The sequence below is a fragment of the Spirosoma jeollabukense genome (assembly GCF_054777855.1).
In genome coordinates this window covers 533030-554506 of record NZ_BAAHAD010000004.1, presented here as the reverse complement: position 1 = coordinate 554506, position 21477 = coordinate 533030, and the positions used below count along the sequence as shown (strand labels likewise).

Here is a 21477-nt window from a genome sequence, read left to right as displayed (position 1 = left end):
TAAAGAGTTATAAACAACAAAATCACATGAATGAAGTCGTAATTATTTCTGCTGTCCGAACACCCATTGGTGGTTTTGGTGGCGTTCTATCCACGCTATCCGCAACGGACTTAGGCGCTGCGGCTATTCGGGGGGCGCTGAGTCGCGCCAATGTCCAGCCCGATCAGGTGCAGGAAGTATATATGGGTAACGTAGTGTCGGCAAATGTTGGGCAAGCACCAGCTAAACAGGCAGCGCTGAAAGCGGGTCTGCCTGCCAACATTCCTTGTACGACCATCAATAAAGTGTGCGCTTCAGGCACCAAAGCCATTATGTTAGCCGCTCAGTCGATTCAGTTGGGGCTGGCCGACGTGATAGTAGCGGGAGGCATGGAAAGTATGTCGAATACGCCTTACTACGTCCCTAAAGCCCGTTTTGGCTACAAATATGGGAATGCAGAATTAGTCGATGGCCTGGCCCGCGATGGTCTGGTAGATGCCTACGACCAGTGTGCGATGGGCGTTTTTGCCGATCAAACGGCTCAGACCTATGACATTAGCCGCGAAGCGCAGGATGCGTACACCGTACAATCCTACCGACGCGCCGAAGCCAGTACGCAAAGTGGCCGGTTTGGTGCTGAAATCGTGCCCGTTGAAGTGCCCGGTCGCAAAGGAAGCGTGACGGTGAGCGAAGATGAAGAATATAAAAACGTTATTTACGACAAAATCCCGACGCTTAAAGCCGCGTTTACGCCCGATGGCACCGTTACGCCTGCCAGTTCGTCGCCCATCAGTGATGGCGCTTCGGCATTAATTGTCATGAGTCGTCGGAAAGCGGATGAGTTGGGATTGAAACCGCTGGCCCGAATCTTAGCTTATGCCGACGCTGAGCAGGAGCCTCAGTGGTTTACTACGTCTCCGACCAAAGCGGTACCGCTAGCGCTCGAACGCGCGGGGTTAAAAGCCAGCGATATTGATTTTTTTGAAGTGAACGAGGCCTTTTCTGTTGTGCCGCTGGTCTTTAGCAAAATGCTGGATGTACCACAGGAAAAACTGAACGTATTTGGGGGAGCGGTTTCTATTGGCCACCCATTGGGCGCATCAGGTGCCCGTATTGTCACGACGCTCACCAACGTATTGACCCAAAACGGAGGTCGGTACGGAGCCGTCGGCATTTGCAATGGGGGCGGTGGTGCCTCTGCTCTTGTTATTGAAAAACTGTAAGTTGGGTTTTGGTATTCGGTTTTCAGTGTATAGTTGACGGTGGACTGACGCCTTCGTTACGTTCGATATGAACCGCCGAAAACCGTAAACTGAAAACCCTAAACCTTGAACCGAAAATTTAACTAAATGAACGCCATTCAGGAAACCAATTTTCAATTTCCCGGACAAACGGGATTTTACCGGGGTAAAGTACGGGATGTATATGCATTCCCGGAGAAACTTGTCATGATTGCCTCCGATCGGATTTCGGCTTTCGATGTCGTGTTACCCCGCCCTATTCCGTTCAAAGGCCAGGTATTGAACCAAACGGCAGCTTACTTTCTGGAAGCTACCGTCGACATTGTACCAAACTGGCTTCTCGAAGTACCCGACCCAAATGTGAGCATTGGCCTGAAGTGCGAACCCTACGCTGTTGAGATGGTCGTACGGGGTTATCTGGCAGGACACGCCTGGCGGCAATACCGTGATGGACATCGAACCCTTTGCGGGGTTGACCTACCCGATGGCTTGCGTGAAAACGACCGACTACCGACGCCCATTATTACCCCTTCGACCAAAGCCCATGAAGGACACGATGAAGATATCAGCCGCGCTGAAATACTTGAGCGAGGCATTGTTCAGGAAAGCGATTACGTGCAGTTAGAACGCTATGCGCTGGCCTTATTTGAACGGGGTACGGCTATGGCCGCCGAACAGGGACTTATCCTTGTCGATACTAAATATGAGTTTGGCAACCTGAACGGCAAGGTTTATTTGATCGACGAAGTGCATACGCCTGACTCGTCTCGCTATTTTTATGCCGATACGTATGCCGAAAACCAACAAGCTGGGCTGGCACAAAAACAATTGTCAAAAGAATTTGTTAGAGAATGGCTTATCGAAAACGGGTTTCAGGGTAAGACTGGACAGACTATACCCGTGATGTCTGATGAATGGGTAAGGCAGATTACAACCCGTTATATCGAACTATTCGAGACCGTTACGGGTCAACGTTTTCAGGCTAATGACGCTGCCGACCCTCTTTCGCGTATAGAAACCAATATCTTACGCGCCATTAGTGAATAAACGGTATTGATACCTGATTTATCAAAAACCCTGGTTTATTTTGCCTTATTTGTCACCCATTGCCTAATGCTATGAATTATACAATCGAGAAAAACGAACAATACTCCCTGGTCCGCTTAGCGGAAAAAGAGTTTGGGGGCGAGGTAGCTACTGATTTTGAGACATTAAGCCGTGGTTTATTCCGGGAAGGATATAGTAACATTATTGTCGATATGGCCCCGGTACTGTCGGTCGATTCGGCTGGAGTGACTACGCTCCGTAAAGTGAACCGGCAATGTACCAATGAAGTTGGCCTGTTAATAGTCGTTACTAAAGACGACGACCTGATTGAGTCGTTAGATAAAGCAAACCTCAGCGACCTTACGATCCTGCCAACGGTAGAAGAAGCAATCGACGCTGTGTTCATGAACGAATTAGAGAACGATTTTCGCAGCGAAGAAGATGACGAGTACGACGTCGGAGGCAGTGTTGGTCGTGACGAAGCCTGAACCGGCCGTAACACCGGTGGTGGATGATTCTGACCACTTTTCTGACGAAATGACTGAAACACAAACGCTCCGACCCGTTCCTTTTCCTTTTGCGCTCACAATTCTGGGGGCAGGCTCCGCTACGCCTTCGTTGCGACTCCACCAAACAGCGCAGTTATTGAGCATTGGTAATGACTATGTGCTGATTGATTGTGGTGAAGGCACGCAACTCAGGCTTATTGAGCAACGTATCAGACCGGGGCGACTACGGTATATTTTCATTAGCCATCTTCATGGCGATCATTATTTTGGGCTGGCCCCGCTCCTATCATCGCTGAATCTGGCCGGGCGTACCGAAGACTTGTTTTTATTTGGCCCGCGTGGGCTGGATGAAGTGCTGACAACTATCTTTCGGGTATCGGACTCCCGGCTGGGCTACAAGCTTCATTTTCAAATTGTTGATCCAGATAAGGCTGCGCTTCTGCTCAATCATCCACAGATGACCGTGCAGTCGATCCCGCTTCAGCACCGCATCGACTGTACTGGCTACCTGTTTCGTGAGAAGCCCCACAAGCCTCATCTGTTACGGGATAAGTTGCCCGACGACATACCGGTAGCTTATTTGAAACAGCTCAAAAATGGAGAGGACATTCTGGACGCGGATGGCAAATTACTTTATGCAGCCAGCGAATACACGGAACCAGGACCACCGCCCCGCTCCTACGCGTTTTGTTCAGACACGCGCTACGTTGAAGAATTGATTCCGCAACTGCATGGTGTCGATTTACTCTATCACGAAGCAACGTTTATGGAAGACAATGCGCAACGGGCCGCCGAAGTATATCATTCAACGGCCAGACAAGCCGCTACGATTGCCGCCAGAGCCGAAGTTGGCCGGCTTCTAATCGGGCATTTCTCCTCCCGGTATAAGCAATTTGATTTGTTTTTAGACGAAGCCCGGGCAGTTTTTCCGGAAACGTATCTGGCCATTGAGGGTGAGACTACCAATGTGTAACGTATCGTTAGACTAAAGAATGGCCCAGGCATCAAGATTGCATTAACTCACAATAATAAGCGCGTCGGCAGGATTCTGTTTATCTTTAGCCCCGAAACTTTATCCTTTTATTCATGCTGGCTTATCGCCTGGGATTTTTAGACATTGGTTGGCTTGACCTGCTCGACATTGGGTTAGTAGCGCTACTGATTTATCAGATTTACAACCTCGTTCGGGGAAGCGTCGCCAGCCGCGTATTTGTTGGGTATTTACTGGTGTATCTAGCCTACCTGCTGGTGAAGGCACTTGGCCTGAACCTGATGACTACCATTCTGGAATACTTCATCAGCGTTGGGGCCCTGGCTTTAATTATCATCTTCCAGCACGAAATCCGGCGTTTTTTGCTGCTTATCGGCAAATCGACCACCCTCACCAATAGTAGACGTATCAGACGCTGGCTACTACGTGATTCTGGTATGCTGGAGACACAAACACCGCTCAAACCAATTCTGGACACGTGTAAAACCCTGGGGGCTGAGTTCTCAGGAGGCCTGTTGGTACTTCAGCGGAATGACGATCTGGAAAAATTTGCCCAGTCGGGTGAAGTAATTGACGCCGACGTATCGAAACCTTTATTGCTGGCTATTTTCAGCCAGTATAGCCCACTTCACGATGGGGCGGTTATCATTAGTGAGGGGCGCATTCGGGCGGCCCGCTGCATTCTACCCGTATCGGAGGATGATGAATTGCCGCCTTCGCTGGGTTTCCGTCACCGGGCTGCCTTGGGCATGAGTGAAGCTACGGACGCAGCGGTGATTGCCGTTTCGGAAGAAAGCGGGCGATTGGCGCTGGCGATAAACGGCGAGCTATTTACCAGCCTAAGCCAACCTGAGCTGGAAAGTCGATTAGAGCGTTACTTACACGAGCCAGTTCGGTAACTTTTTACGTGCTTACTAAGTTTCTTACAATGAGAAAGCCAGTGTGTTTCGCACTGGCTTTCTCATTGTAATTATTTCCTCACTTTTTCTAATACTCCAGCATTCGGGGAAGCGCCTTTGCCTGCTCGACAAAATCAGCGACTTGTTCAACCGACGGCGGACGTTGGGTAAATTGCCGAACTTTATTTATTTCAATCAATTTAGCGTGAAAATTGGCGGGTACACGCGTAGCCAGTTCTTTCACCGTATCCACGCCAGCTTCTTCCATAAGATCGCTATAAACCCGACCAATGCCTTTTATACGGGCCAGGTCGGCACGATTTGCCAACTCTAGAATAATAGCCCCATCAACGCTGGTTGCCGAAGCCAGGCTTTTGCGGTCCGATGGGGTTTTGGTAGCGTCAAGTAGCGAATCACTGTCACTGATACCCTGTGCTTTCAAGGCATTCAGAACGCTATTTGTAATACCGCGTAATTCTCCTAATGTAAGGCTCATATAGAAAAATAGAGGTTAATAGGTGGAAAGTCGCCTGATTTTCAGGCCATTTGATACACATTTAACGAACAAGGTACTTTCTTCGGGTGTCGTTTAGAAGAAATTTCTTCTGAGCGGTAAAACTCTCTGGATGCATCTGCATGAATTCGCGCTGCCATTCAGCATATTGATCAGGTTGAGCTTGCTGAAACTGGTCGACGTTAATTTTCTTCTGAGTTAAATACTCTTCAAATGTCATACGTGCATTGCTACCTTATTAGACTGATGTCCGACAAATGTAAATAGCCTGGCTACAACGCCAGTCAAGAAACTTAGTAAGTGTACGTAATTAACGCGCTGAGCAGTTCTCTATTAATCCAAAGCTCCTTGTAAATGTAATGAAAAGTTAATCTATATAGGTACTTATAGTGAATCCATTTATTCAAACTCTTTTCGCATTAATAATCATCTATAATTTACCAAACACAACTTTTGATCCATTTTCATATAAACTAGTATATTAACTACCTGGTTAGATAATTTAGGAAGAAAGTCAGATTTCACCATTTACCATGAAACGCCTTTTCTCTCCCCGTACTAGCAAGTTTCTCAGTTGGTGCTTATTAATAACAGAAACCCGTTGACGTTAACGTATCACCTGGTTTTACGAAAGCGTTAAGTGATTCTTTTTAGGGCACCTTGATTACTGCTGAACTTAGACACGGCCTAAGTGACAATTTAGATCTTCGCCTATGTTTATAAAACCGCCGTTATCGCCCGGGTCGTTACAATTACAGGAAGCAGAAACAGTCCCTATTAAACACAAAAAGGCAGAGAGACTTCCCATCGGGGTTATTGACAGCAAACTATTTACCTGGTTCAGGGGAGATGTGATCAATTTATCTATTCTTTTGGTAAAATAAGTGGGTGAACCCGCAGTCCCTTTACCCGATTAAACTCCAGCGACGGAGCAGGGATCTTGAAAAATTGGGCCGTACCAATAAAGCGTTGAAGTGAAGGCGAAAACGTATTGATACGTGATAAATCAGCGTCGGGCGAAATAAAGAATTGACGATACCGATCAAAGTTCACCTCTTTGCCATCTTGATCGAACACAGGTGGATTTTCATGTCCACCAATCATACCACTGCCGCTATACCCCAAATCCAGATTGAGCCAGCGCGGAAATGACGGCCCCACCGGCAGCACCGACGCTAGATTAACCGACAGCCAGTACTGCTGTGCATTATAATCTTTAAGCATCTGCACGCTGGTCGTTTTTCCCAGTACATTGGGGCGATAGGGCGGAAAAATCGTTTTCCGGAAACCGTATTTTAAGCTCACAACCTGCTGGCCAGGGCCGAATTGCTGTCCTACAAACAGGGCCGTTCCAGCAACGTTAGCGAACATATCGCCTTTAGAAAAACCCCATCCTTCGGAATGTCCGTCATACACTTCCAGCGTCGTCTGGAACAGCAAGGCTAGCAGGCCACCCGTTAGTATACTGGCTCGTTCATCAACCCCACTCCATCGCATTAGTTCGTAGCCGCCACGACTCATACAATAGGCCGTGGCGGCATGACCGACTTTATCCATCTGAAGCCACTCAGCATTGTCGTTAAACGAGTGAAAGGGGACCTTTTTCTTATACCATTGCTTACGTAGCATGAGCAACGTAATGGTATAAAAAGCTGCCGTACCCAGCACTACGCCAATAAATCGTCCCTGATTAATGCCCGACGGATCGGGCGCAACGGGTAGTATCGGCGTAGTTTGCGCCTGAATGGACTGGCTAAGCAGGAGAATGCATAAAACAAGTAAGCCTACCGTCCGAATGCGGTCTATCATGCGCTAAAATTATCAAAATTCGGTGGTTCGATCGCGTTCACGATACATCTGTCTACGCAGGTGCTCTCTGGCTATCGAGGTTACGGTCTAGGGTTTTTGCAATCATTCATGAATATCTAGTAAGTAATTCAGCCGCATTGGTTTATCGGTAATCCAGCCAATACGTTGGCTAACAAAACTTAGGAAAAAGCTTGGTTTCAGAACATCCTTGGCCCCAACTTTGTACATACATACGGATACACACGGCCTACTTACATCATGGCGAAAAGCAAGAAATCTACCCAAAAAGGTCCCGACGTAGTATTGATCGGGGCGGGGATCATGAGTGCGACTCTTGGCGTGTTGCTAAAAGAGTTGCAACCCGACATAACGATTGATATCTATGAGCGACTCGACAGTGCAGCCGCTGAGAGTTCTGACGCCTGGAACAACGCAGGTACAGGCCATTCGGCCTTCTGTGAACTAAACTATACCCCCGAACAGGCCGACGGTACAATTGATCCATCGAAAGCCATCAAGATTGCCGAATCCTTTGAGCAGTCGAAGCAGTTCTGGGCCTACCTTGTTCAACAGGGCTTCCTCAGCGACGCACCTAACTTTATTCGCTCCATTCCACACATGAGTTTTGTGTGGGGCGACGAGAACGTATCCTATCTCCGTAGACGCTACGATGCTCTTCAGCGAAATTACCTTTTCCATGGTATGCAGTATTCCGAAGACCCATCGCAACTGGCAGACTGGATGCCGTTGGTTATGGACGATCGGGACCCTGCCCAGGCCGTAGCGGCTACCCGCATGGACATTGGAACAGACGTGAACTTTGGTGCACTGACGCGCGCTATGTTCCGCCGTTTGTACGATATGCCAGGGGTACACTTATATTTTGCGCACGATGTACGTGATTTATGGCGTTCCAAATCGTTGGGTGGCTGGAAAATACGGGTCGAGAACGTAACAACGAATCAGGTTCGTGACGTACAGACTCAGTTTCTGTTCATTGGAGCGGGAGGTGGTTCGTTACGGTTGCTCGAAAAATCAGACATTCCGGAAAGTAGAGGATTTGGGGGCTTCCCCGTAAGTGGCCAATGGCTCAAGTGCGTTAACCGCGACGTAGTAGAGCGGCATCAGGCAAAGGTGTATGGCAAAGCCTCAGTTGGTGCTCCACCAATGTCGGTACCGCATTTGGATACGCGTATGATTGATGGAAAGCGGGAACTTCTATTCGGGCCATACGCCGGCTTTTCGACTAAATTCCTGAAGAGCGGCTCCTACATGGATCTCCCCAAGTCGATTCAATTGAGCAATATGGCTCCCATGCTAATGGCGGGTCTGCATAATGTTGGCCTGACGAAATACCTCATTCAGCAGGTCATGCAATCGCCGGAAGATCGGCTGAACGCGTTGCGGGAGTATTATCCCAACGCCCAAATGGACGACTGGGAACTCGAGATTGCTGGCCAGCGGGTGCAGGTCATTAAGAAGGACGAACACGAAGGGGGGGTACTCGAATTTGGCACTGAAGTAGTCAGTGCGGCCGACGGGAGTATCGCGGCTCTGCTGGGGGCTTCACCGGGCGCATCGACAGCAGTTTCGATTATGCTCGATCTTCTCAAACGATGCTTCCCTAAGCAACTTGCCACCGACGCCTGGCAGCAGAAATTAAAAGAAATGATTCCTTCTTTCGGACAGATTTTAGCGAACAATCCTGCGCTTGGCCAGGAGCTTCGGAAACATACAAGCGAAGTGCTGGGATTAACTACGGTTGATTCTATACCCGAAGTAACACGGTAATTTCCCTGATCATAAAATGCAAAAAGCGGAGGGCTGTCTTCCGCTTTTTGCATTTTAGCGTAGTTGGTTCCATACCCTAAATCATCAATTCCACCGTGCGCCAGACAGAATTAGGATCAGAAAGAACAGTCCAAATAACAAACCTGGTATGGCTACTAAGCCCGCCAAAATTTTCGCCCACATAAAATTCTGATGTGATTGTAAATAAATACTTCCCAGCAGCACAGCTGATAAGCCCGCCAGCATCATAAACCATAATCCACCGTTGAACGAAGAAACGGTGCCGTCAGACAATCCTTCGAAAAAGAAATAAAGAACAACAAGGCCAATAATGGCATCAATACCCCACAAGATCCAAAAGAAATACATAAGTAGGGTTTAGTTTAAACTGACTTGAACGGCTGTGTATAAAGCGTACAACTTTCGTTCTTGACGATGTACCCTGATGCAAATGTAGATAGGCTGTAAAAGCTGACCTACTCCTGATTAACACTGGGTAGTGCTGAGTTAACCAGGAGTAGCTTTAAAGAAATACCTGGAGATTCTATACATGCAAAAAAGCCCGTTAGATTCGCTAACGGGCTTTTTTGCTGATGAAACAGTCGCTTATAAATAGTCAACGATTCGTCGGCGTCTGGCAATGTTTTGCTGGAATTCCCGACGCATCACGGCTTTTCGGAGACGTGGGTGGGTCGAAACATAGATGATTCGCATTTTAAGTGCAAAACTCAGGAACATATACAAACCAAACAAACAGCCCAGAATCACCAGGGATAACGTATTGGATATGTTTCGATGTAATAAAAAGAACATGATCGTATTCAGCAGCGAAGCGCCACACAGCACAGCGGTTGCCCTTGCGTGCGATAAGCCATTATCGAGCAAGATATGGTGCATGTGGTTTCGATCAGCCGAGAAAGGCGACCTTCCAGCCAGAATCCGGACCAGAAATACCCGCAACGTATCAAAAATAGGAACGATCAGAATGACAATGGCAATGATGGGGGCGTTGAAAAAAGCCGTTGGTTCATACCGATAGGAAGCATTGAGGCTAACGAACCGTATGGCGAAAAAAGCCAGCATAAAGCCAATAATCAGGGAACCCGTGTTGCCCATGAAAATTTTGCTGGTTTTGGAAAAATTGAACCGAAGAAAACCGATGAGCGCCCCGGTTAAGGTGAACGCCAGACAGGCCATGGTAAAGTGGTTGGTCAGCAGAAACCATCCCCCGAACGTACCACTGGCAATCGTAGCAATGCCCCCCGCCAGTCCATCAATACCGTCAATTAAATTAATAGCGTTCGTCAGGGCAATGAAAATAAAACAGGTCAATAAAATACTGACAGCCGTTTCAATGTGGTGAAACCCCATAATACCATACAGGTAATCGACGCGTAAATCGCCGAAGAAAATCAGGATCATGGCCGCAAGTACCTGAAACAGAATCTTTTTGGTAGGGTCAATACCAACCAGATCATCTTTGATCCCGATGAAGAACAGGATGGTCATACCCGCAACCGACAGGTTAGTCCGGTAGATGTCCGTCTGATCAATGCTTGGCCATAAAAAATAAGCAATCAGAATTGCTGCGAAGATGGCAATACCCCCGAACGTTGGCGTTGGCGTAGAGTGTGACCTACGTTCGCCAGGTTTTTCCATCAGCGATTTTAATTCGGAAATCTTAATAACTACAGGAATCGCTACGACAGAAACGAAACAGGCAACTAACAAGGAAAGAATACATTGATAGAGCCCGAGCGTAAACAAGTCGTCATTCCATTTATGTTGTATATAAGCTATAAATAAGTCAATGTTCATGAGAAGGGCTTTTAGATACGAATATCGGGCACCAAATATCTGTGTGGATATGTAAAAATCAATTGTTTATTTAACTCGGCAAACTTAATTTGATTTAACGGCTTGCTAATTATACATCTGGCCTTGCGGGTGGCTTGCTAACATATTGCTTGAGTTTACGCAAGGGTTTCAGCCAAAACGTGAAAAAATAAGGTTTCAGGCCGTTTAGTTGCCAGGCCAATCGATCCTCCCGATTGGCTCGCAGGCGATTAGCAACACTACTGTTGCTAATTCCGCCCGCCCGCATCACAATGGTTACTTCGTCCATATAGGCCAGTTTAACCTTGTTTTTGTGGATGAAACGTAGCATCAGTTCATAATCGGCTGCGCTTTTCATGTCAAGGCGAAACAAGCCGTACTGCTCATAAAGCGACCGCTTTGCAAAGAATGACAGGTGTCCCGGCATCCAGCCCCAAAGAAACGCATTTTCGCTGTACCAACCTGAACGCCAGTAGCGTTTTAGTTTTTTTGTGTCGTCCCGGTCAACGTACAGCATATCCCCGTAAACCGCGTCGGCACCCGTTCGCTCGAACGTAGCGACCATGTTTTCAATGACGCGATTATGTCGATAAAAATCATCCGCGTTAAGCAACCCAATTACGTCGCCAGTTGCCAATCGAATGCCTTTGTTCATGGCATCGTATAAGCCTTTGTCGGGTTCTGATATAAACCTGGAAACTTTACGGCCATACGATTGTACAATGTCTACGGTGCCATCGGTCGATTTTCCATCCACGATAATGTATTCAATATCGGGATAGGTCTGATTAATAATCGACTCGATGCAGTTACGAACAAATTCGGCCCCGTTATAGACAACCGTTATGATAGATACTTTCACGCCTTAATTTCTCTTTTTCGGACCCAAACGGCCGGATTACCCTGATAGATACCATAGGCGTCCAACGAACGCGTCGCCACCGAATTGACTGCCAGAACAGCATGCGATTCGCAACGAACGCCCGCGCAGACCACCGCCCTGGCACCGATCCAGACACCATCGGCCAACGCAATTGGCTGAGTTGTCAAGTCAAATGTTGACAGGCGATAATCATGGTTACCTGTCAGTAGCATGGCACCCTGTGATAAACAGACATGGCTACCGATGACTACCTGGCTGAGATTATCAATCCAGACTTTTTCACCAATCCAGACGTGATCGCCTAGTTGAAGTAACCAGGGGTATTTGATATTTACGGCTGGTTTTATGATTACACCTTTCCCTAGTTTAGCCCCAAAGAGCGTTAAGACAGCTCTTTTGATGGTCATTGGAATGGGAAAGTAATTATTTAAAATAACCGAATTAGTCAGGAACCACAGCAGGATCTTCCAGCGCGGTCCGGGATTGTACCAACTATTATTAAAACGTGCCAGGTCAGTTCGACCATTAGGCTGATTACCGGACGTCTGCGGAGATGCCATCGCTTCAGGCCTGACTAACCTGCTGGGGTCGGATTGCTCTAAGGTCTTTGCCATATTCGGTTTGGAAATAGTCCATGATTGCTTCTTTGTCCTGACCAACGCGAAGGTCGACTTCCATGAGCTTGGCATCGACCAGGAAGCGATACCAAAGGGCCTGCAAAAAACACCACACAAACCCGGCACGCCCATCGAGAAAACCCATCCGGATAAAATACCGGTACACAAAATAGATAATCGGTCGCGTGAACAAGGGTAGTGATGCGTATTTTTCCTTCAGATAACGCATCCGCTGATCCTGCGTCCCGAAAAGGCGGGGTTGTACTTTCTCAGCCTCATCAAACTTATAACGGTAATTGAGCAGATTGATCATTTCCAGAATCGTATAATGATTGTGTTTCTGCGTCCACCAGGTCAGGTTATTCAGGTTATGATCGACAATATCGTGATCGAATTGAATTGGTTGCCCCTTTGTCAGTTTAATGTGTTCGTCGTGCCACACCTGCTCGCAAAAGCCATCCCCCCGGCGCCATAAACGAAGCAGCCAGATCGGATAAAAGCCGCCATGCTTCATCCACCGATTCAGGAAAAATACCCGACGCTTTACGTATACGCCACCTATGTCGGCAGGTAAGCCCGTCAGCCGCTGATTTATTTCATTGGCCAACTCAGGCATTACGTACTCATCGGCATCCATGCGCATCAGCCAGCCTGTGTCAAAAGGAATGTGCTCAATGCCAAAATTAAATTGCGTAGCGTAGTTGACCCAAGCGTTTTGAACAACCACGGCTCCCATCGAGCGGGCAATCTCAACCGTTCGATCTGTAGAGAAGGAATCGACAATAAATATTTTGTCCGTAAATGGCAGTAAACTCTGTAAACATCGAGTAATGTGTTTTTCCTCGTTGTATGTCAGAATAATGACTGATACGTCGGTCATACTTCTATCTAACTATTTTCATACTAAACAGCTTATTTTATTCCTTTTCCAAGCGAAAAAGACTCCTTTCGCATGAGATCAGCCGTTCGATAAATCACACAATATTATAACTTTTTTTATACGGGACAAAGTCCTAGACAAGAGTTCGTGCAGTATGCGTATTGTTTTTGTACTATTTTAGGTCCCTTAATTAGGTAAGGCTTGATTAATTGGGCCAGCATCTGCAATTTTATCCACCTGATGTAAATACGGCTACGCGGGCAACTATCATTTGATGGCCTATGTGTGAAAAGTCGTCGGTTGATAATATAGTCGCCTGCTTTACATCAGAATAAGTAATTTTGTGATCATAACACTATCCATTTTCTATGCGCCTTGTGATTCTTACGCAGGATGACCCGTTTTATCTCGCCCGTAATATTGATTATCTTCTGAAAAAGCTACCATCTTACGCCGAAGTTGTTGCCACCGTGGTATTCGACGTATCACCTTTCGGCAAACGGGAGAGTTTCGGAGAAAAGATGAAGAAAACATACGACATCTTTGGCCTTCCTTTTTTTGTACGCTACGGGTTTAAATTCGTAGCCTCGAAATTAGACAGCCGAAACAATGTCAGGAAAGTACTGGCCGACCGCAACATTCCTCTGATTCATATTGAAGGAGGGATTAATAAGGAAGAAAATCTGGAAAAGCTCCGGGCTTATAAACCCGATTTATTCGTCTCCATTGCTGGTAATCAGATTTTCAAACAGAAACTTCTGGACGCTGCTACGTATGGCTGCATTAACCTCCACACGGCACTGCTACCCAAATACCGGGGCCTTATGCCTTCCTTCTGGGTGTTAAAAAATGGCGAGACGCATACCGGCGTATCCGTGTTTTTCGTAGACGAAGGCATCGATAGTGGTCCAATTCTGGTACAGAATAAACTGGCTATTGGAAATATGAGCCAGGCCGAGTTGATTGACGTGACGAAGAAAATGGGCATGGATGCCATTCTGGAATCAATTGACAAAATCCACACGGGCAACTATAAACTCATTGAGAACGACGCAAGCCAAATGACTTATTTCACGTTTCCTACCCGCACCGACGTGAAAGAATTTCTAGCGGCTGGTAAGCGGTTTTATTAATTTTAGTCGAAAGCCAACCGTCAATTCCGTACGCTAATGACTGCTGGCTTTCTTCTATCGACTCTTTATGAACATCCTGACATTTGATATTGAGGAATGGTTTCACATTCTGGATAATGCATCGACCCGTACCGAATCCGATTGGAGTCGCTACGAAACCCGCATTCACAGAAATATGGACCGTATTTTCCAGATTTTAGACGAAACCAATACGCGGGCTACTTTTTTTTGTCTCGGCTGGGTAGCCGATAAGCACCCGGATATTATCCGGCGAATTGATGCCGCCGGGTATGAAATCGGTACTCACTCTTATGCGCACCAACTCGCTTATGAGCAAACGCCCGCCCAATTTCAGGATGATCTGGAGCGATCTATCAAACATTTGCAGGATCTGACGGGCAAAAAAGTTCGGTCCTACCGGGCACCCGGTTTTTCGATCAAGGAGTTCAACCATTGGGTATTTCCCATTCTGGTTGAGCAAGGCATTGAAATCGACTGTTCCGTATTTTCGGCCAGACGGGCGCACGGGGGCGACACATCGTTGGGTATGTTCGAGCCGGGCTACCTGAACGTTAACGGTACGTTACTGAAAGAATTTCCCATCAACACGGCTCCAGTGCTGGGCCAGGACTTGATTTTCTCGGGTGGCGGCTATTTCCGACTGTTGCCCTATGGCGCCATTCGCGTTTTGATGCGCCGGTCCAACTACGTGATGACGTATTTTCATCCGCGCGATTTCGATGCCGACCAGCCTATGATCCCAGGTCTGAGTCGAACGAGGCAATTCAAATCCTACTACGGTCTCCGGAACTGCTGGCCTAAATTGAAACGATTGCTAACTGACTTTCCATTTGTCGATCTGGCAGAAGCTGAACAACAGGTCGACTGGACAAAAGTGAGCCATCGTACTACAAAAACGATCGCTACAAATAGCTGATTTATAGACATGTATCGTTAATACTTTACCTAATTATTTCTATCTGGATTTTAGCTGTACTATATAGCTAGCCGTCTATGAAACTACCGCAACTTACATTTACCCGGTTTCTGGCCGCGCTACTTATTGTTCTGTTCCACATCCCCTCGCGAACACTACGTAGCCTGCCACTGCTGGGTCCGCTACTAGACAAAGCTCAGGTAGCTGTAAGTTACTTTTTCCTCCTGTCAGGCTTTATTCTGGTTATGGCCAATGCCTCCGGAACGATTCTTCCAAAGAGTATATCCAAAAGACAGTTTTGGATTAATCGATTTGCCCGTATTTATCCATTGTATGTGGTTGCCCTGCTGGCAACCTGGCTACTCATGCTACTGACGCAAAAAGGTAGCTACAGTGATGCATCCTATTTAGGGATGGTAGCGACTGAAATGACGCTTTTACAGGCCTGGGTGCAATCCTGGGTACCAACTTTAAATTATCCAGGCTGGTCCTTATCCGTAGAAGCTTTTTTTTATCTGATTTTTCCGTTCCTGTATCAGTGGCTAGTGACCTGTAGATCCCGGCAGATCGTTATAGTTGGCGTTTCAATCTGGCTGGCGGATCAACTCATTTACAAATTCTTAGTAGACAACACGTCACTCGAAATCTTCAGGCTATACTTTCCAGTCTTGCATCTGGGTACATTTGTTGTCGGGGTCGCTACCGGGATTTTAACATTGCGACATTGGCACATTCTGCTACGTAACCAACTAACTGTTACAGCTTTGCTGGTTGGCATTATACTACTCTTTGCCTATTTAATTGGTACTGATTCGTCCACAATGTACTATTACCACAATGGTCTTTTTGCCCCTTTGTTCGTCGTATTTATTTTGTTTTTAACCGTTCAGCAAGGAGCACTGGCCCGATGGCTGAGCCGTCCCAAACTGATTTATCTGGGGGAAATCAGCTATGGAATCTATCTGTTGCAAGTGCCGGTTGGTATGGCGGCATTTTATCTTAACCAACGCTACGTTCATCTTAGTCCAAGCTTGTATGGAATCGTCTATGTTGGTTTGCTGTTCCTGGTTGCCGCTATATGCTTTGAGAAAATAGAAATACCTGGCAGACGTTTACTGCGTAAGTGGTTAAGTCCTGCTCCTGTCGCGACAGTTCAGCCAGAATCGTCCTCGAAGCAGCTTACTAATTAATTTTCTTACGCAACGCGTTTTAGGCCAATCGCCCGTTCGTATTCTTTTAAAAGTCGTCTGGCCAACACATCAATATCGCATTCATTTGCAATCATTCGCTGCGCATTACGAGCCAACTGGGCGGCTTTAGCTGGATTATCGAGTAAGTAATTCAGGCCATCATAGACCGACTGCTCAGTAGGTTCACACAGATGAGCGGCCTGATAGGAACGAAGATAATCCCCAAAACCAACGTGCTCCGTTAGCAAGGAGGGGGTTCCTGTCGCCAGAGCTTCTAAAGCCGCAATGGCAAAGCTCTCCGAATAGGTCGGTAGGGTAAAAATATCGGCATCAGCAAAAACGGCCAGTTTTTGTTCCTTAATCAACATGCCCGGTAATAGTACCCGATCTTCCAGATGATGTTGCTGGATAAACTGCTGAATGGTCGATAAATAACCGCCATCTGGACCCGCTAATACAAGTTGAACGTCGGGGCGCTCGGCGCTGATCCGCCGGAAAGCAGGAAGCAATACGTCCAGTCCTTTTTTCAGATTTAACCGGCTCAGGAAGAGGATAATTTTTTGATCTGGCCGGATGCCAAACTCCTGTCGGAACTGTCCGCGCGGGGGCAGTTGGCTAAATTCAGATGGACGAAGGCCATTCGGAATAATCGCTACGTGCGGATGTGGATGGCCTAAATAACGCCGAACGTCATCAACTTCCGACTGATTATTCACGTGAATAACCGGCGTATTAGCGGTCCATTTTCGTTGGCCGGCCCAGGATATAAGTTGTTTTTTCCAGTAACTGTGCCGGATTGTCCAGCGGTCCAGCAACCCGTGGGTCGTCAGCAATTTGGACGGCTTCAATTTTAGTAAGTAAGGCGCTACACTGCCAAAATGCCATAATCCGTGGACGTGAATCAGGTCGAAATCGTTACCATGGTCACGCAGGTAATCCCACAAACCAATAGAGAATTCGGGGAAAAATCGACTAAACCAATGGCGGGGTACAGGTACCACAACCACCCCAGGGGCTGTCTCGTAAATCACATCGTCTGCCGAAACGGGTGTAAGAATTGTAACCTGGTGACCTTCGGCGGCATGAACGCGTGTATGATCAAAGATCATTTTGGCGGGTCCACCAATGGCCCAGGTGTACGCGCAAATATGTAAAATCTTCATTTCGTGAGAATGTATTTATAGCCGTTCAGCATTTCCTGCGCAACGACTTCAGGCGCATAAGGAGCAATAAGTTTTTGCGCCCACAAGCTCATTCCGGCTACATCGACGTCGCCATTGATAAATCGTAGCATCAGTTGAGTAAGCTGGTCTGGCTGATCGTAAGGAAAGACAAATCCATTTTTACCCTCGTGTACCAGGTCGGGCGCGCATCCACACCGGTCGGATACGATAACGGGTAACCCGCAGGCCATAGCTTCATTGACCACTAATCCCCAGGGCTCCGAGCTACTTGGCAAAACCAGTACGTTGCTCATGGCCAGCACGTCAGGCACCTCAAACCACGGTCTTCCCGGCAAGATATGCACAGAGTCGGTTAGCGTCATCGTATTAATCTGTTCGATGAGTGAGTTCTTTTCAACTCCATCGCCTAACAGAATGATGCCCCATTTGCTTGCCTGGGGCGATTGCTTTAGAGCCTCAGCAAAAGCGGCTAGCAGAAGAGGCAGATTTTTATAGCCAATTAATCGGCCAACGAAAACAAAATTATTGGGACGTAGCGCCAGCGCCCGTTGCTCCCTTGTCCGGTTCGGCAACGCCCGTTCATAAGCTTGCCGGAGCGCGTTGTTGTCTACCGCACTTTTGCGAAGCAAAATCTTGTCGGGTTGAACCCCTAATTGGATCAGATAATCAGCAGATTGACTACCAAAACAGAAAAATCCATCGCATTGGCTGAAAACCCATCGTTTGATACGTTCTTTCCAGCCGCCACGCTGGTGATCGGTGGCTGTACTTTCGTTTTGAAGAATTACCCGGATACCCTTCGTTTTTGCCCAGACTAACAAAAAAATCTGAGCAAGGTCGTAATAACCGGTCAGTGTAATCACGTCTGGCTTGAATGCACTGGCCCGCTGAAGCAATGCCCTGGTACGTTCACGCAAGCTGACATCGTCCAGAAAACGGTCGAAAAGTAATTCGTAATTGTACGAATAAGTCGGAGCTGAGGTATTCTTAATCGTCTCCAGCGAAGCCCTCGACCGTTCATTCCGGGCAATTTGCAGGACATTCACCGTTACGTTCTTCTGCTGATCGGCCAACTGCTGAAGGGCCTGAAAAACACTGGATTTGTAATGCGCCCAGAGAATATTATGAACAATCAGAATGCGCATCTATACAGTAAGAAAGAAAACAATAATCACCCGTTGTTAGGGGTAAGTGACTTAAAAAACAAGTTTAATTTTTTCACCAAAGGGGATTCAAAGCGGTTATGCAAATCAATGCATGCAAAAGTTAATATAACAGTGAACAACAGAGCCCCTATATCTTGCCCTATTATATTTCCCATTACCGGAACCAGCAATTTGTTATAAAAAGGGAGAAGGGGAAAGTGAATTATATAAATCAAATAGGAAGCATTGCCTATATTCATCAATAAACGATTTATAAATGAAGGCTTGAACCAGTGATTATTTTCTAAGCCAGTAAATGACAAGACTAAAAGAAAAGAGCTGAATCCATAATAAATTACTCGTTTAGCCGGTTCTTCAGAGGAAGGATTGTTCTGAATTAACAGCCAGATACTAGCTAGTCCCAGCAATAAAAAGCACACAAGTGAGCTAATTTTGAACCTATTGATAATCCACCAGGCAGCAACACCCGAAGCAAACTCAAGGTTATAAGGGCTGAAAAAATAAAAAAATGGAGAGCTTCTATCGGTGAATAAAGTCGGCTTGAAAATCCCTCCTAGTGATATAGCCAATACAACAGCTATCACTGGCCAAAACTGTCGGGAAATAATTAACAAACCAAATAGCAAATAGTAATACAACTCAAAAGTTAAGCTCCATGTAACTCCATTAATATTTGGATGATTAGGTAACAATAACAAAGAACTTACCATCAATGACCAGGTGGCTGGCAAGTAATCAGTTGGTTTTTTTGTAATGAATTCAACAATCAATAAGCCCCCTACAATAAACAAAAGCGTAGTCCAATAGACTGGGTATATTCGAATTAATCTCTTTCGGATGTATGTCCCCAAATAGTCAGGTGTACTAAAATACCAATGAGATGTATGCATAATTACAAATCCACTGATAACAAAAAACAAATCAACGCCTGAAAATCCATTCCGAAAAAATCCGGCAAAAATCATTTCTTGTCCACGCTTTTCATAGCCAATAGTCAGATGAAAAAGGACAACAATTAAGGCGGCTATCCCTCGAAGAATTTGAATGGTATTAAATACTTTTCTTTGGGGAAGTGTCGAAGTTAACATTAGGCAATAGAATAAAATACAATTTAATTAGGCACTTAACTAATCAAGCAGAACCAGACAATTCTGTAGCTTCTATATTTTAATAATCAGGTCCTTACGTAAATGCAGTAAAATACATGAGAATCTTTCGTTTTCTTTACTTATCCATTGCGTCTGCAAATGACTAACAGATGGGCGATTTGTTTTTATGGCTTCGACCATACTAGCTCACTCAGGCAGTCAGGCCAACTTAAGTTGGTCAGATGTCCTCAGCATTTTATATGGCTCTACAACAGGATTCAGCGATTATAAATTGATAAGTCATGACTCTTTTCTCATGTAATGAACTAACCAACAGTCAGTTCAGGGCTATCTGTAGTCGCCTACAGTAGCCTAATTCAATAGATGAGTTTATCCTGAGTTGTCAGATAAGAGTGAGTTTGGACGAAAAAGTCAGTTCATAGTTCCTATATTTAAGGGCAAATTTGTGAAGAAATTTTTATCAATATCCGTAGTAGGTCAATAAAATTGCAAATTTGTCCAGCCATTAAGTAGTCAACCAGGTCTAATAATCCGTCTAAAAACCCATATCTAATCTAATGCTGTCGCGAATATCATGGGCTCTTAGATTATCCTCTGAATAGGCTTACAGCTATCATGCAATTACCTCAACTTACCTTCACGCGCTTTATTGCAGCATTTATTGTTTTAATTTTTCACGGTGCCAGAGGGTCTTATCCATTTACAGTGTATCCAGGCCGGTATCTTATCGAATATGGCAGTGTAGCTGTAATTTACTTTTTTGTTTTATCCGGTTTTATCTTAACAATCACTTATCAGTCAACATTCGAGCGGACAGGTACGCTTAGTCGAAGTCAGTTCTGGCTGGCCCGTTTTTCACGAATTTATCCTCTCTATCTATTCGCACTTATACTAACTATACTTGTTCAAACCACCTTCTACTACGTCAACGTAACACCTGTGCAACTGATCGCGAGCCTGACGCTTGTTCAGGCCTGGTTTCCGTCATTAGCCAACACGATCAACGGGCCTGGTTGGTCTTTGGCAGTCGAAGCCTTTTTTTATGCTCTTTTCCCTATTCTTTTTCCACCGCTGACAACACTTTCCAATCGTACATTAGTATGTATGCTAGGTATTGTCTGGATGGCAGGCCTCGGGCTATTTTATCTGCTTGCAAACCAGCCAACTCCTGCCAATTTATCACCAGAAGAATATCATAGCTTAATTAACTATTCACCCTGGATTCATCTGTCCAGCTTCATAAACGGCTGCATTAGCGGGCTACTTTTCTGGCGCTACGTTCGCCAACGTTCCAATTTAACTGTCAGTAACCAGCTCTCCTGGATTATGCTCTCGCTGGGGACAATCGGTCTGGTTCTGGCAGTCGTTTCAGGTAGCCGATTCATGGTATACGCGCAGGGAGGTCTATTAGCGCCTGTTTTTATTTTATTTATAGTGGGACTGGGGCTGCAAAGCAATAGTATGCTGACTACTTTTTTTTCGTGGAAACCGCTGGTTTATCTGGGAGAGATTAGCTACGGGCTGTACATCTTGCAGATGCCCTTAATTGGCTTATTTAAACAGATCGATCCTTTATCACTAGGCGATAATCTTCAGCGCGACCTGTTCACGTTTGGCTCATTGTTTCTGGTCACGATCCTCTGTCATCACCTGATCGAACGGCCTGCTCAAACCTTTATACGTACCCATTGGATCCCCAAATTTATTCGTTCCAATTAGGTAATGTCTTCCACTTGACGATCAGGTCAGCTTCTCAGGTAGC

Annotated in this window: 21 protein-coding genes; 10 read left to right on the top strand and 11 right to left on the bottom strand. The window is 46.2% G+C overall.

The window, feature by feature from the left end:
- Positions 1-26 precede the first annotated feature (26 nt).
- The 5 genes from ACYVEA_RS19115 to cdaA all read left to right on the top strand — a co-directional run bounded on the left by ACYVEA_RS19115 (position 27) and on the right by cdaA (position 4666).
- On the top strand, positions 27-1202 hold the full coding sequence (locus ACYVEA_RS19115) for an acetyl-CoA C-acyltransferase (RefSeq protein ID WP_461115028.1): 1176 nt from the start codon (positions 27-29) through the stop codon (positions 1200-1202).
- Positions 1203-1328: 126 nt separating this feature from the next.
- Positions 1329-2267 (top strand): phosphoribosylaminoimidazolesuccinocarboxamide synthase, encoded by a 939-nt coding sequence (locus ACYVEA_RS19110; RefSeq protein WP_461115027.1) that lies wholly within the window; start codon positions 1329-1331, stop codon positions 2265-2267.
- Between the two features lie 71 nt (positions 2268-2338).
- Positions 2339-2755, top strand: coding sequence for an STAS domain-containing protein (locus ACYVEA_RS19105; RefSeq protein WP_461115026.1), 417 nt, complete (start codon positions 2339-2341; stop codon positions 2753-2755).
- A gap of 49 nt (positions 2756-2804) precedes the next feature.
- Positions 2805-3749: a ribonuclease Z gene (locus ACYVEA_RS19100; protein ID WP_461115100.1), complete on the top strand. Its 945-nt coding sequence runs from the start codon at positions 2805-2807 to the stop codon at positions 3747-3749.
- A gap of 113 nt (positions 3750-3862) precedes the next feature.
- Positions 3863-4666 (top strand): diadenylate cyclase CdaA, encoded by an 804-nt coding sequence (gene cdaA / locus ACYVEA_RS19095; RefSeq protein ID WP_461115025.1) that lies wholly within the window; start codon positions 3863-3865, stop codon positions 4664-4666.
- Positions 4667-4754: 88 nt separating this feature from the next.
- Here cdaA and ACYVEA_RS19090 read toward each other — a convergent pair whose 3' ends face one another.
- The 3 genes from ACYVEA_RS19090 to ACYVEA_RS19080 form a co-directional block, all read right to left on the bottom strand.
- Positions 4755-5162: a DUF4332 domain-containing protein gene (locus ACYVEA_RS19090; protein WP_461115024.1), complete on the bottom strand. Its 408-nt coding sequence runs from the start codon at positions 5160-5162 to the stop codon at positions 4755-4757.
- A gap of 61 nt (positions 5163-5223) precedes the next feature.
- Positions 5224-5400, bottom strand: a complete 177-nt coding sequence (locus ACYVEA_RS19085; RefSeq protein ID WP_461115023.1) for a hypothetical protein — start codon at positions 5398-5400, stop codon at positions 5224-5226.
- Positions 5401-6044: 644 nt separating this feature from the next.
- Positions 6045-6989, bottom strand: coding sequence for a DUF2279 domain-containing protein (locus ACYVEA_RS19080; protein WP_461115022.1), 945 nt, complete (start codon positions 6987-6989; stop codon positions 6045-6047).
- Positions 6990-7247: 258 nt separating this feature from the next.
- Here ACYVEA_RS19080 and ACYVEA_RS19075 point away from each other — a divergent pair, with 258 nt between their 5' ends.
- Complete coding sequence (locus ACYVEA_RS19075; protein WP_461115021.1) at positions 7248-8780, top strand: malate:quinone oxidoreductase; 1533 nt, start codon at positions 7248-7250, stop codon at positions 8778-8780.
- 84 nt (positions 8781-8864) lie between these two features.
- Here the strand turns inward: ACYVEA_RS19075 and ACYVEA_RS19070 are convergent, their stop codons facing one another.
- The 5 genes from ACYVEA_RS19070 to ACYVEA_RS19050 form a co-directional block, all read right to left on the bottom strand.
- Entirely contained in the window at positions 8865-9149 is a 285-nt protein-coding gene (locus ACYVEA_RS19070; RefSeq protein WP_461115020.1) for an osmoprotectant transporter permease, read from the bottom strand.
- Between the two features lie 237 nt (positions 9150-9386).
- On the bottom strand, positions 9387-10598 hold the full coding sequence (locus ACYVEA_RS19065; protein WP_093831668.1) for a glycosyltransferase family 4 protein: 1212 nt from the start codon (positions 10596-10598) through the stop codon (positions 9387-9389).
- Between the two features lie 109 nt (positions 10599-10707).
- On the bottom strand, positions 10708-11478 hold the full coding sequence (locus tag ACYVEA_RS19060; protein ID WP_461115019.1) for a glycosyltransferase family 2 protein: 771 nt from the start codon (positions 11476-11478) through the stop codon (positions 10708-10710).
- Entirely contained in the window at positions 11475-12059 is a 585-nt protein-coding gene (locus ACYVEA_RS19055; RefSeq protein ID WP_461115099.1) for a WcaF family extracellular polysaccharide biosynthesis acetyltransferase, read from the bottom strand. Before ACYVEA_RS19055 ends, ACYVEA_RS19060 begins: the two co-directional genes overlap by 4 nt.
- 4 nt (positions 12060-12063) lie before the next feature.
- A complete protein-coding gene (locus tag ACYVEA_RS19050; protein WP_461115018.1) occupies positions 12064-12996 on the bottom strand; it encodes a glycosyltransferase family 2 protein in 933 nt (310 codons plus the stop codon).
- A gap of 368 nt (positions 12997-13364) precedes the next feature.
- Here ACYVEA_RS19050 and ACYVEA_RS19045 point away from each other — a divergent pair, with 368 nt between their 5' ends.
- From ACYVEA_RS19045 to ACYVEA_RS19035, 3 genes are all read left to right on the top strand, one after another.
- Complete coding sequence (locus ACYVEA_RS19045; RefSeq protein WP_461115017.1) at positions 13365-14129, top strand: methionyl-tRNA formyltransferase; 765 nt, start codon at positions 13365-13367, stop codon at positions 14127-14129.
- A gap of 67 nt (positions 14130-14196) precedes the next feature.
- Positions 14197-15066, top strand: a complete 870-nt coding sequence (locus ACYVEA_RS19040; RefSeq protein WP_461115016.1) for a polysaccharide deacetylase family protein — start codon at positions 14197-14199, stop codon at positions 15064-15066.
- Positions 15067-15143: 77 nt separating this feature from the next.
- Entirely contained in the window at positions 15144-16256 is a 1113-nt protein-coding gene (locus ACYVEA_RS19035) for an acyltransferase family protein (protein ID WP_461115015.1), read from the top strand.
- A 5-nt stretch (positions 16257-16261) separates the two neighbouring features.
- Here ACYVEA_RS19035 and ACYVEA_RS19030 read toward each other — a convergent pair whose 3' ends face one another.
- From ACYVEA_RS19030 to ACYVEA_RS19020, 3 genes are read right to left on the bottom strand one after another with little or no spacing between them, the layout of a single operon-like run.
- Positions 16262-17419, bottom strand: a complete 1158-nt coding sequence (locus ACYVEA_RS19030; protein WP_461115014.1) for a glycosyltransferase — start codon at positions 17417-17419, stop codon at positions 16262-16264.
- On the bottom strand, positions 17416-18585 hold the full coding sequence (locus tag ACYVEA_RS19025; protein ID WP_461115013.1) for a glycosyltransferase family 4 protein: 1170 nt from the start codon (positions 18583-18585) through the stop codon (positions 17416-17418). The genes ACYVEA_RS19030 and ACYVEA_RS19025 overlap by 4 nt, the downstream gene beginning before the upstream one ends.
- A 26-nt stretch (positions 18586-18611) precedes the next feature.
- Positions 18612-19694, bottom strand: coding sequence for an acyltransferase family protein (locus ACYVEA_RS19020; protein WP_461115012.1), 1083 nt, complete (start codon positions 19692-19694; stop codon positions 18612-18614).
- Positions 19695-20330: 636 nt separating this feature from the next.
- Here ACYVEA_RS19020 and ACYVEA_RS19015 point away from each other — a divergent pair.
- Complete coding sequence (locus ACYVEA_RS19015) at positions 20331-21434, top strand: acyltransferase family protein (protein ID WP_461115011.1); 1104 nt, start codon at positions 20331-20333, stop codon at positions 21432-21434.
- The last annotated feature ends 43 nt before the right edge of the window (positions 21435-21477 follow it).

Bases quoted from the DNA above. Each gene is read 5' to 3' on its own strand.
- ACYVEA_RS19065 (WP_093831668.1), bottom strand. From the start codon at position 10,598: ATGAACATTGACTTATTTATAGCTTATATACAACATAAATGGAATGAC.
- ACYVEA_RS19045 (WP_461115017.1), top strand. From the start codon at position 13,365: ATGCGCCTTGTGATTCTTACGCAGGATGACCCGTTTTATCTCGCCCGT.
- ACYVEA_RS19070 (WP_461115020.1), bottom strand. From the start codon at position 9,149: ATGTATTTCTTTTGGATCTTGTGGGGTATTGATGCCATTATTGGCCTT.
- ACYVEA_RS19015 (WP_461115011.1), top strand. From the start codon at position 20,331: ATGCAATTACCTCAACTTACCTTCACGCGCTTTATTGCAGCATTTATT.
- ACYVEA_RS19080 (WP_461115022.1), bottom strand. From the start codon at position 6,989: ATGATAGACCGCATTCGGACGGTAGGCTTACTTGTTTTATGCATTCTC.
- cdaA (WP_461115025.1), top strand. From the start codon at position 3,863: ATGCTGGCTTATCGCCTGGGATTTTTAGACATTGGTTGGCTTGACCTG.
- ACYVEA_RS19025 (WP_461115013.1), bottom strand. From the start codon at position 18,585: ATGCGCATTCTGATTGTTCATAATATTCTCTGGGCGCATTACAAATCC.
- ACYVEA_RS19055 (WP_461115099.1), bottom strand. From the start codon at position 12,059: ATGGCATCTCCGCAGACGTCCGGTAATCAGCCTAATGGTCGAACTGAC.
- ACYVEA_RS19100 (WP_461115100.1), top strand. From the start codon at position 2,805: ATGACTGAAACACAAACGCTCCGACCCGTTCCTTTTCCTTTTGCGCTC.
- ACYVEA_RS19075 (WP_461115021.1), top strand. From the start codon at position 7,248: ATGGCGAAAAGCAAGAAATCTACCCAAAAAGGTCCCGACGTAGTATTG.
- ACYVEA_RS19035 (WP_461115015.1), top strand. From the start codon at position 15,144: ATGAAACTACCGCAACTTACATTTACCCGGTTTCTGGCCGCGCTACTT.
- ACYVEA_RS19105 (WP_461115026.1), top strand. From the start codon at position 2,339: ATGAATTATACAATCGAGAAAAACGAACAATACTCCCTGGTCCGCTTA.
- ACYVEA_RS19085 (WP_461115023.1), bottom strand. From the start codon at position 5,400: ATGACATTTGAAGAGTATTTAACTCAGAAGAAAATTAACGTCGACCAG.
- ACYVEA_RS19030 (WP_461115014.1), bottom strand. From the start codon at position 17,419: ATGAAGATTTTACATATTTGCGCGTACACCTGGGCCATTGGTGGACCC.
- ACYVEA_RS19110 (WP_461115027.1), top strand. From the start codon at position 1,329: ATGAACGCCATTCAGGAAACCAATTTTCAATTTCCCGGACAAACGGGA.
- ACYVEA_RS19040 (WP_461115016.1), top strand. From the start codon at position 14,197: ATGAACATCCTGACATTTGATATTGAGGAATGGTTTCACATTCTGGAT.
- ACYVEA_RS19115 (WP_461115028.1), top strand. From the start codon at position 27: ATGAATGAAGTCGTAATTATTTCTGCTGTCCGAACACCCATTGGTGGT.
- ACYVEA_RS19050 (WP_461115018.1), bottom strand. From the start codon at position 12,996: ATGACCGACGTATCAGTCATTATTCTGACATACAACGAGGAAAAACAC.
- ACYVEA_RS19090 (WP_461115024.1), bottom strand. From the start codon at position 5,162: ATGAGCCTTACATTAGGAGAATTACGCGGTATTACAAATAGCGTTCTG.
- ACYVEA_RS19020 (WP_461115012.1), bottom strand. From the start codon at position 19,694: ATGTTAACTTCGACACTTCCCCAAAGAAAAGTATTTAATACCATTCAA.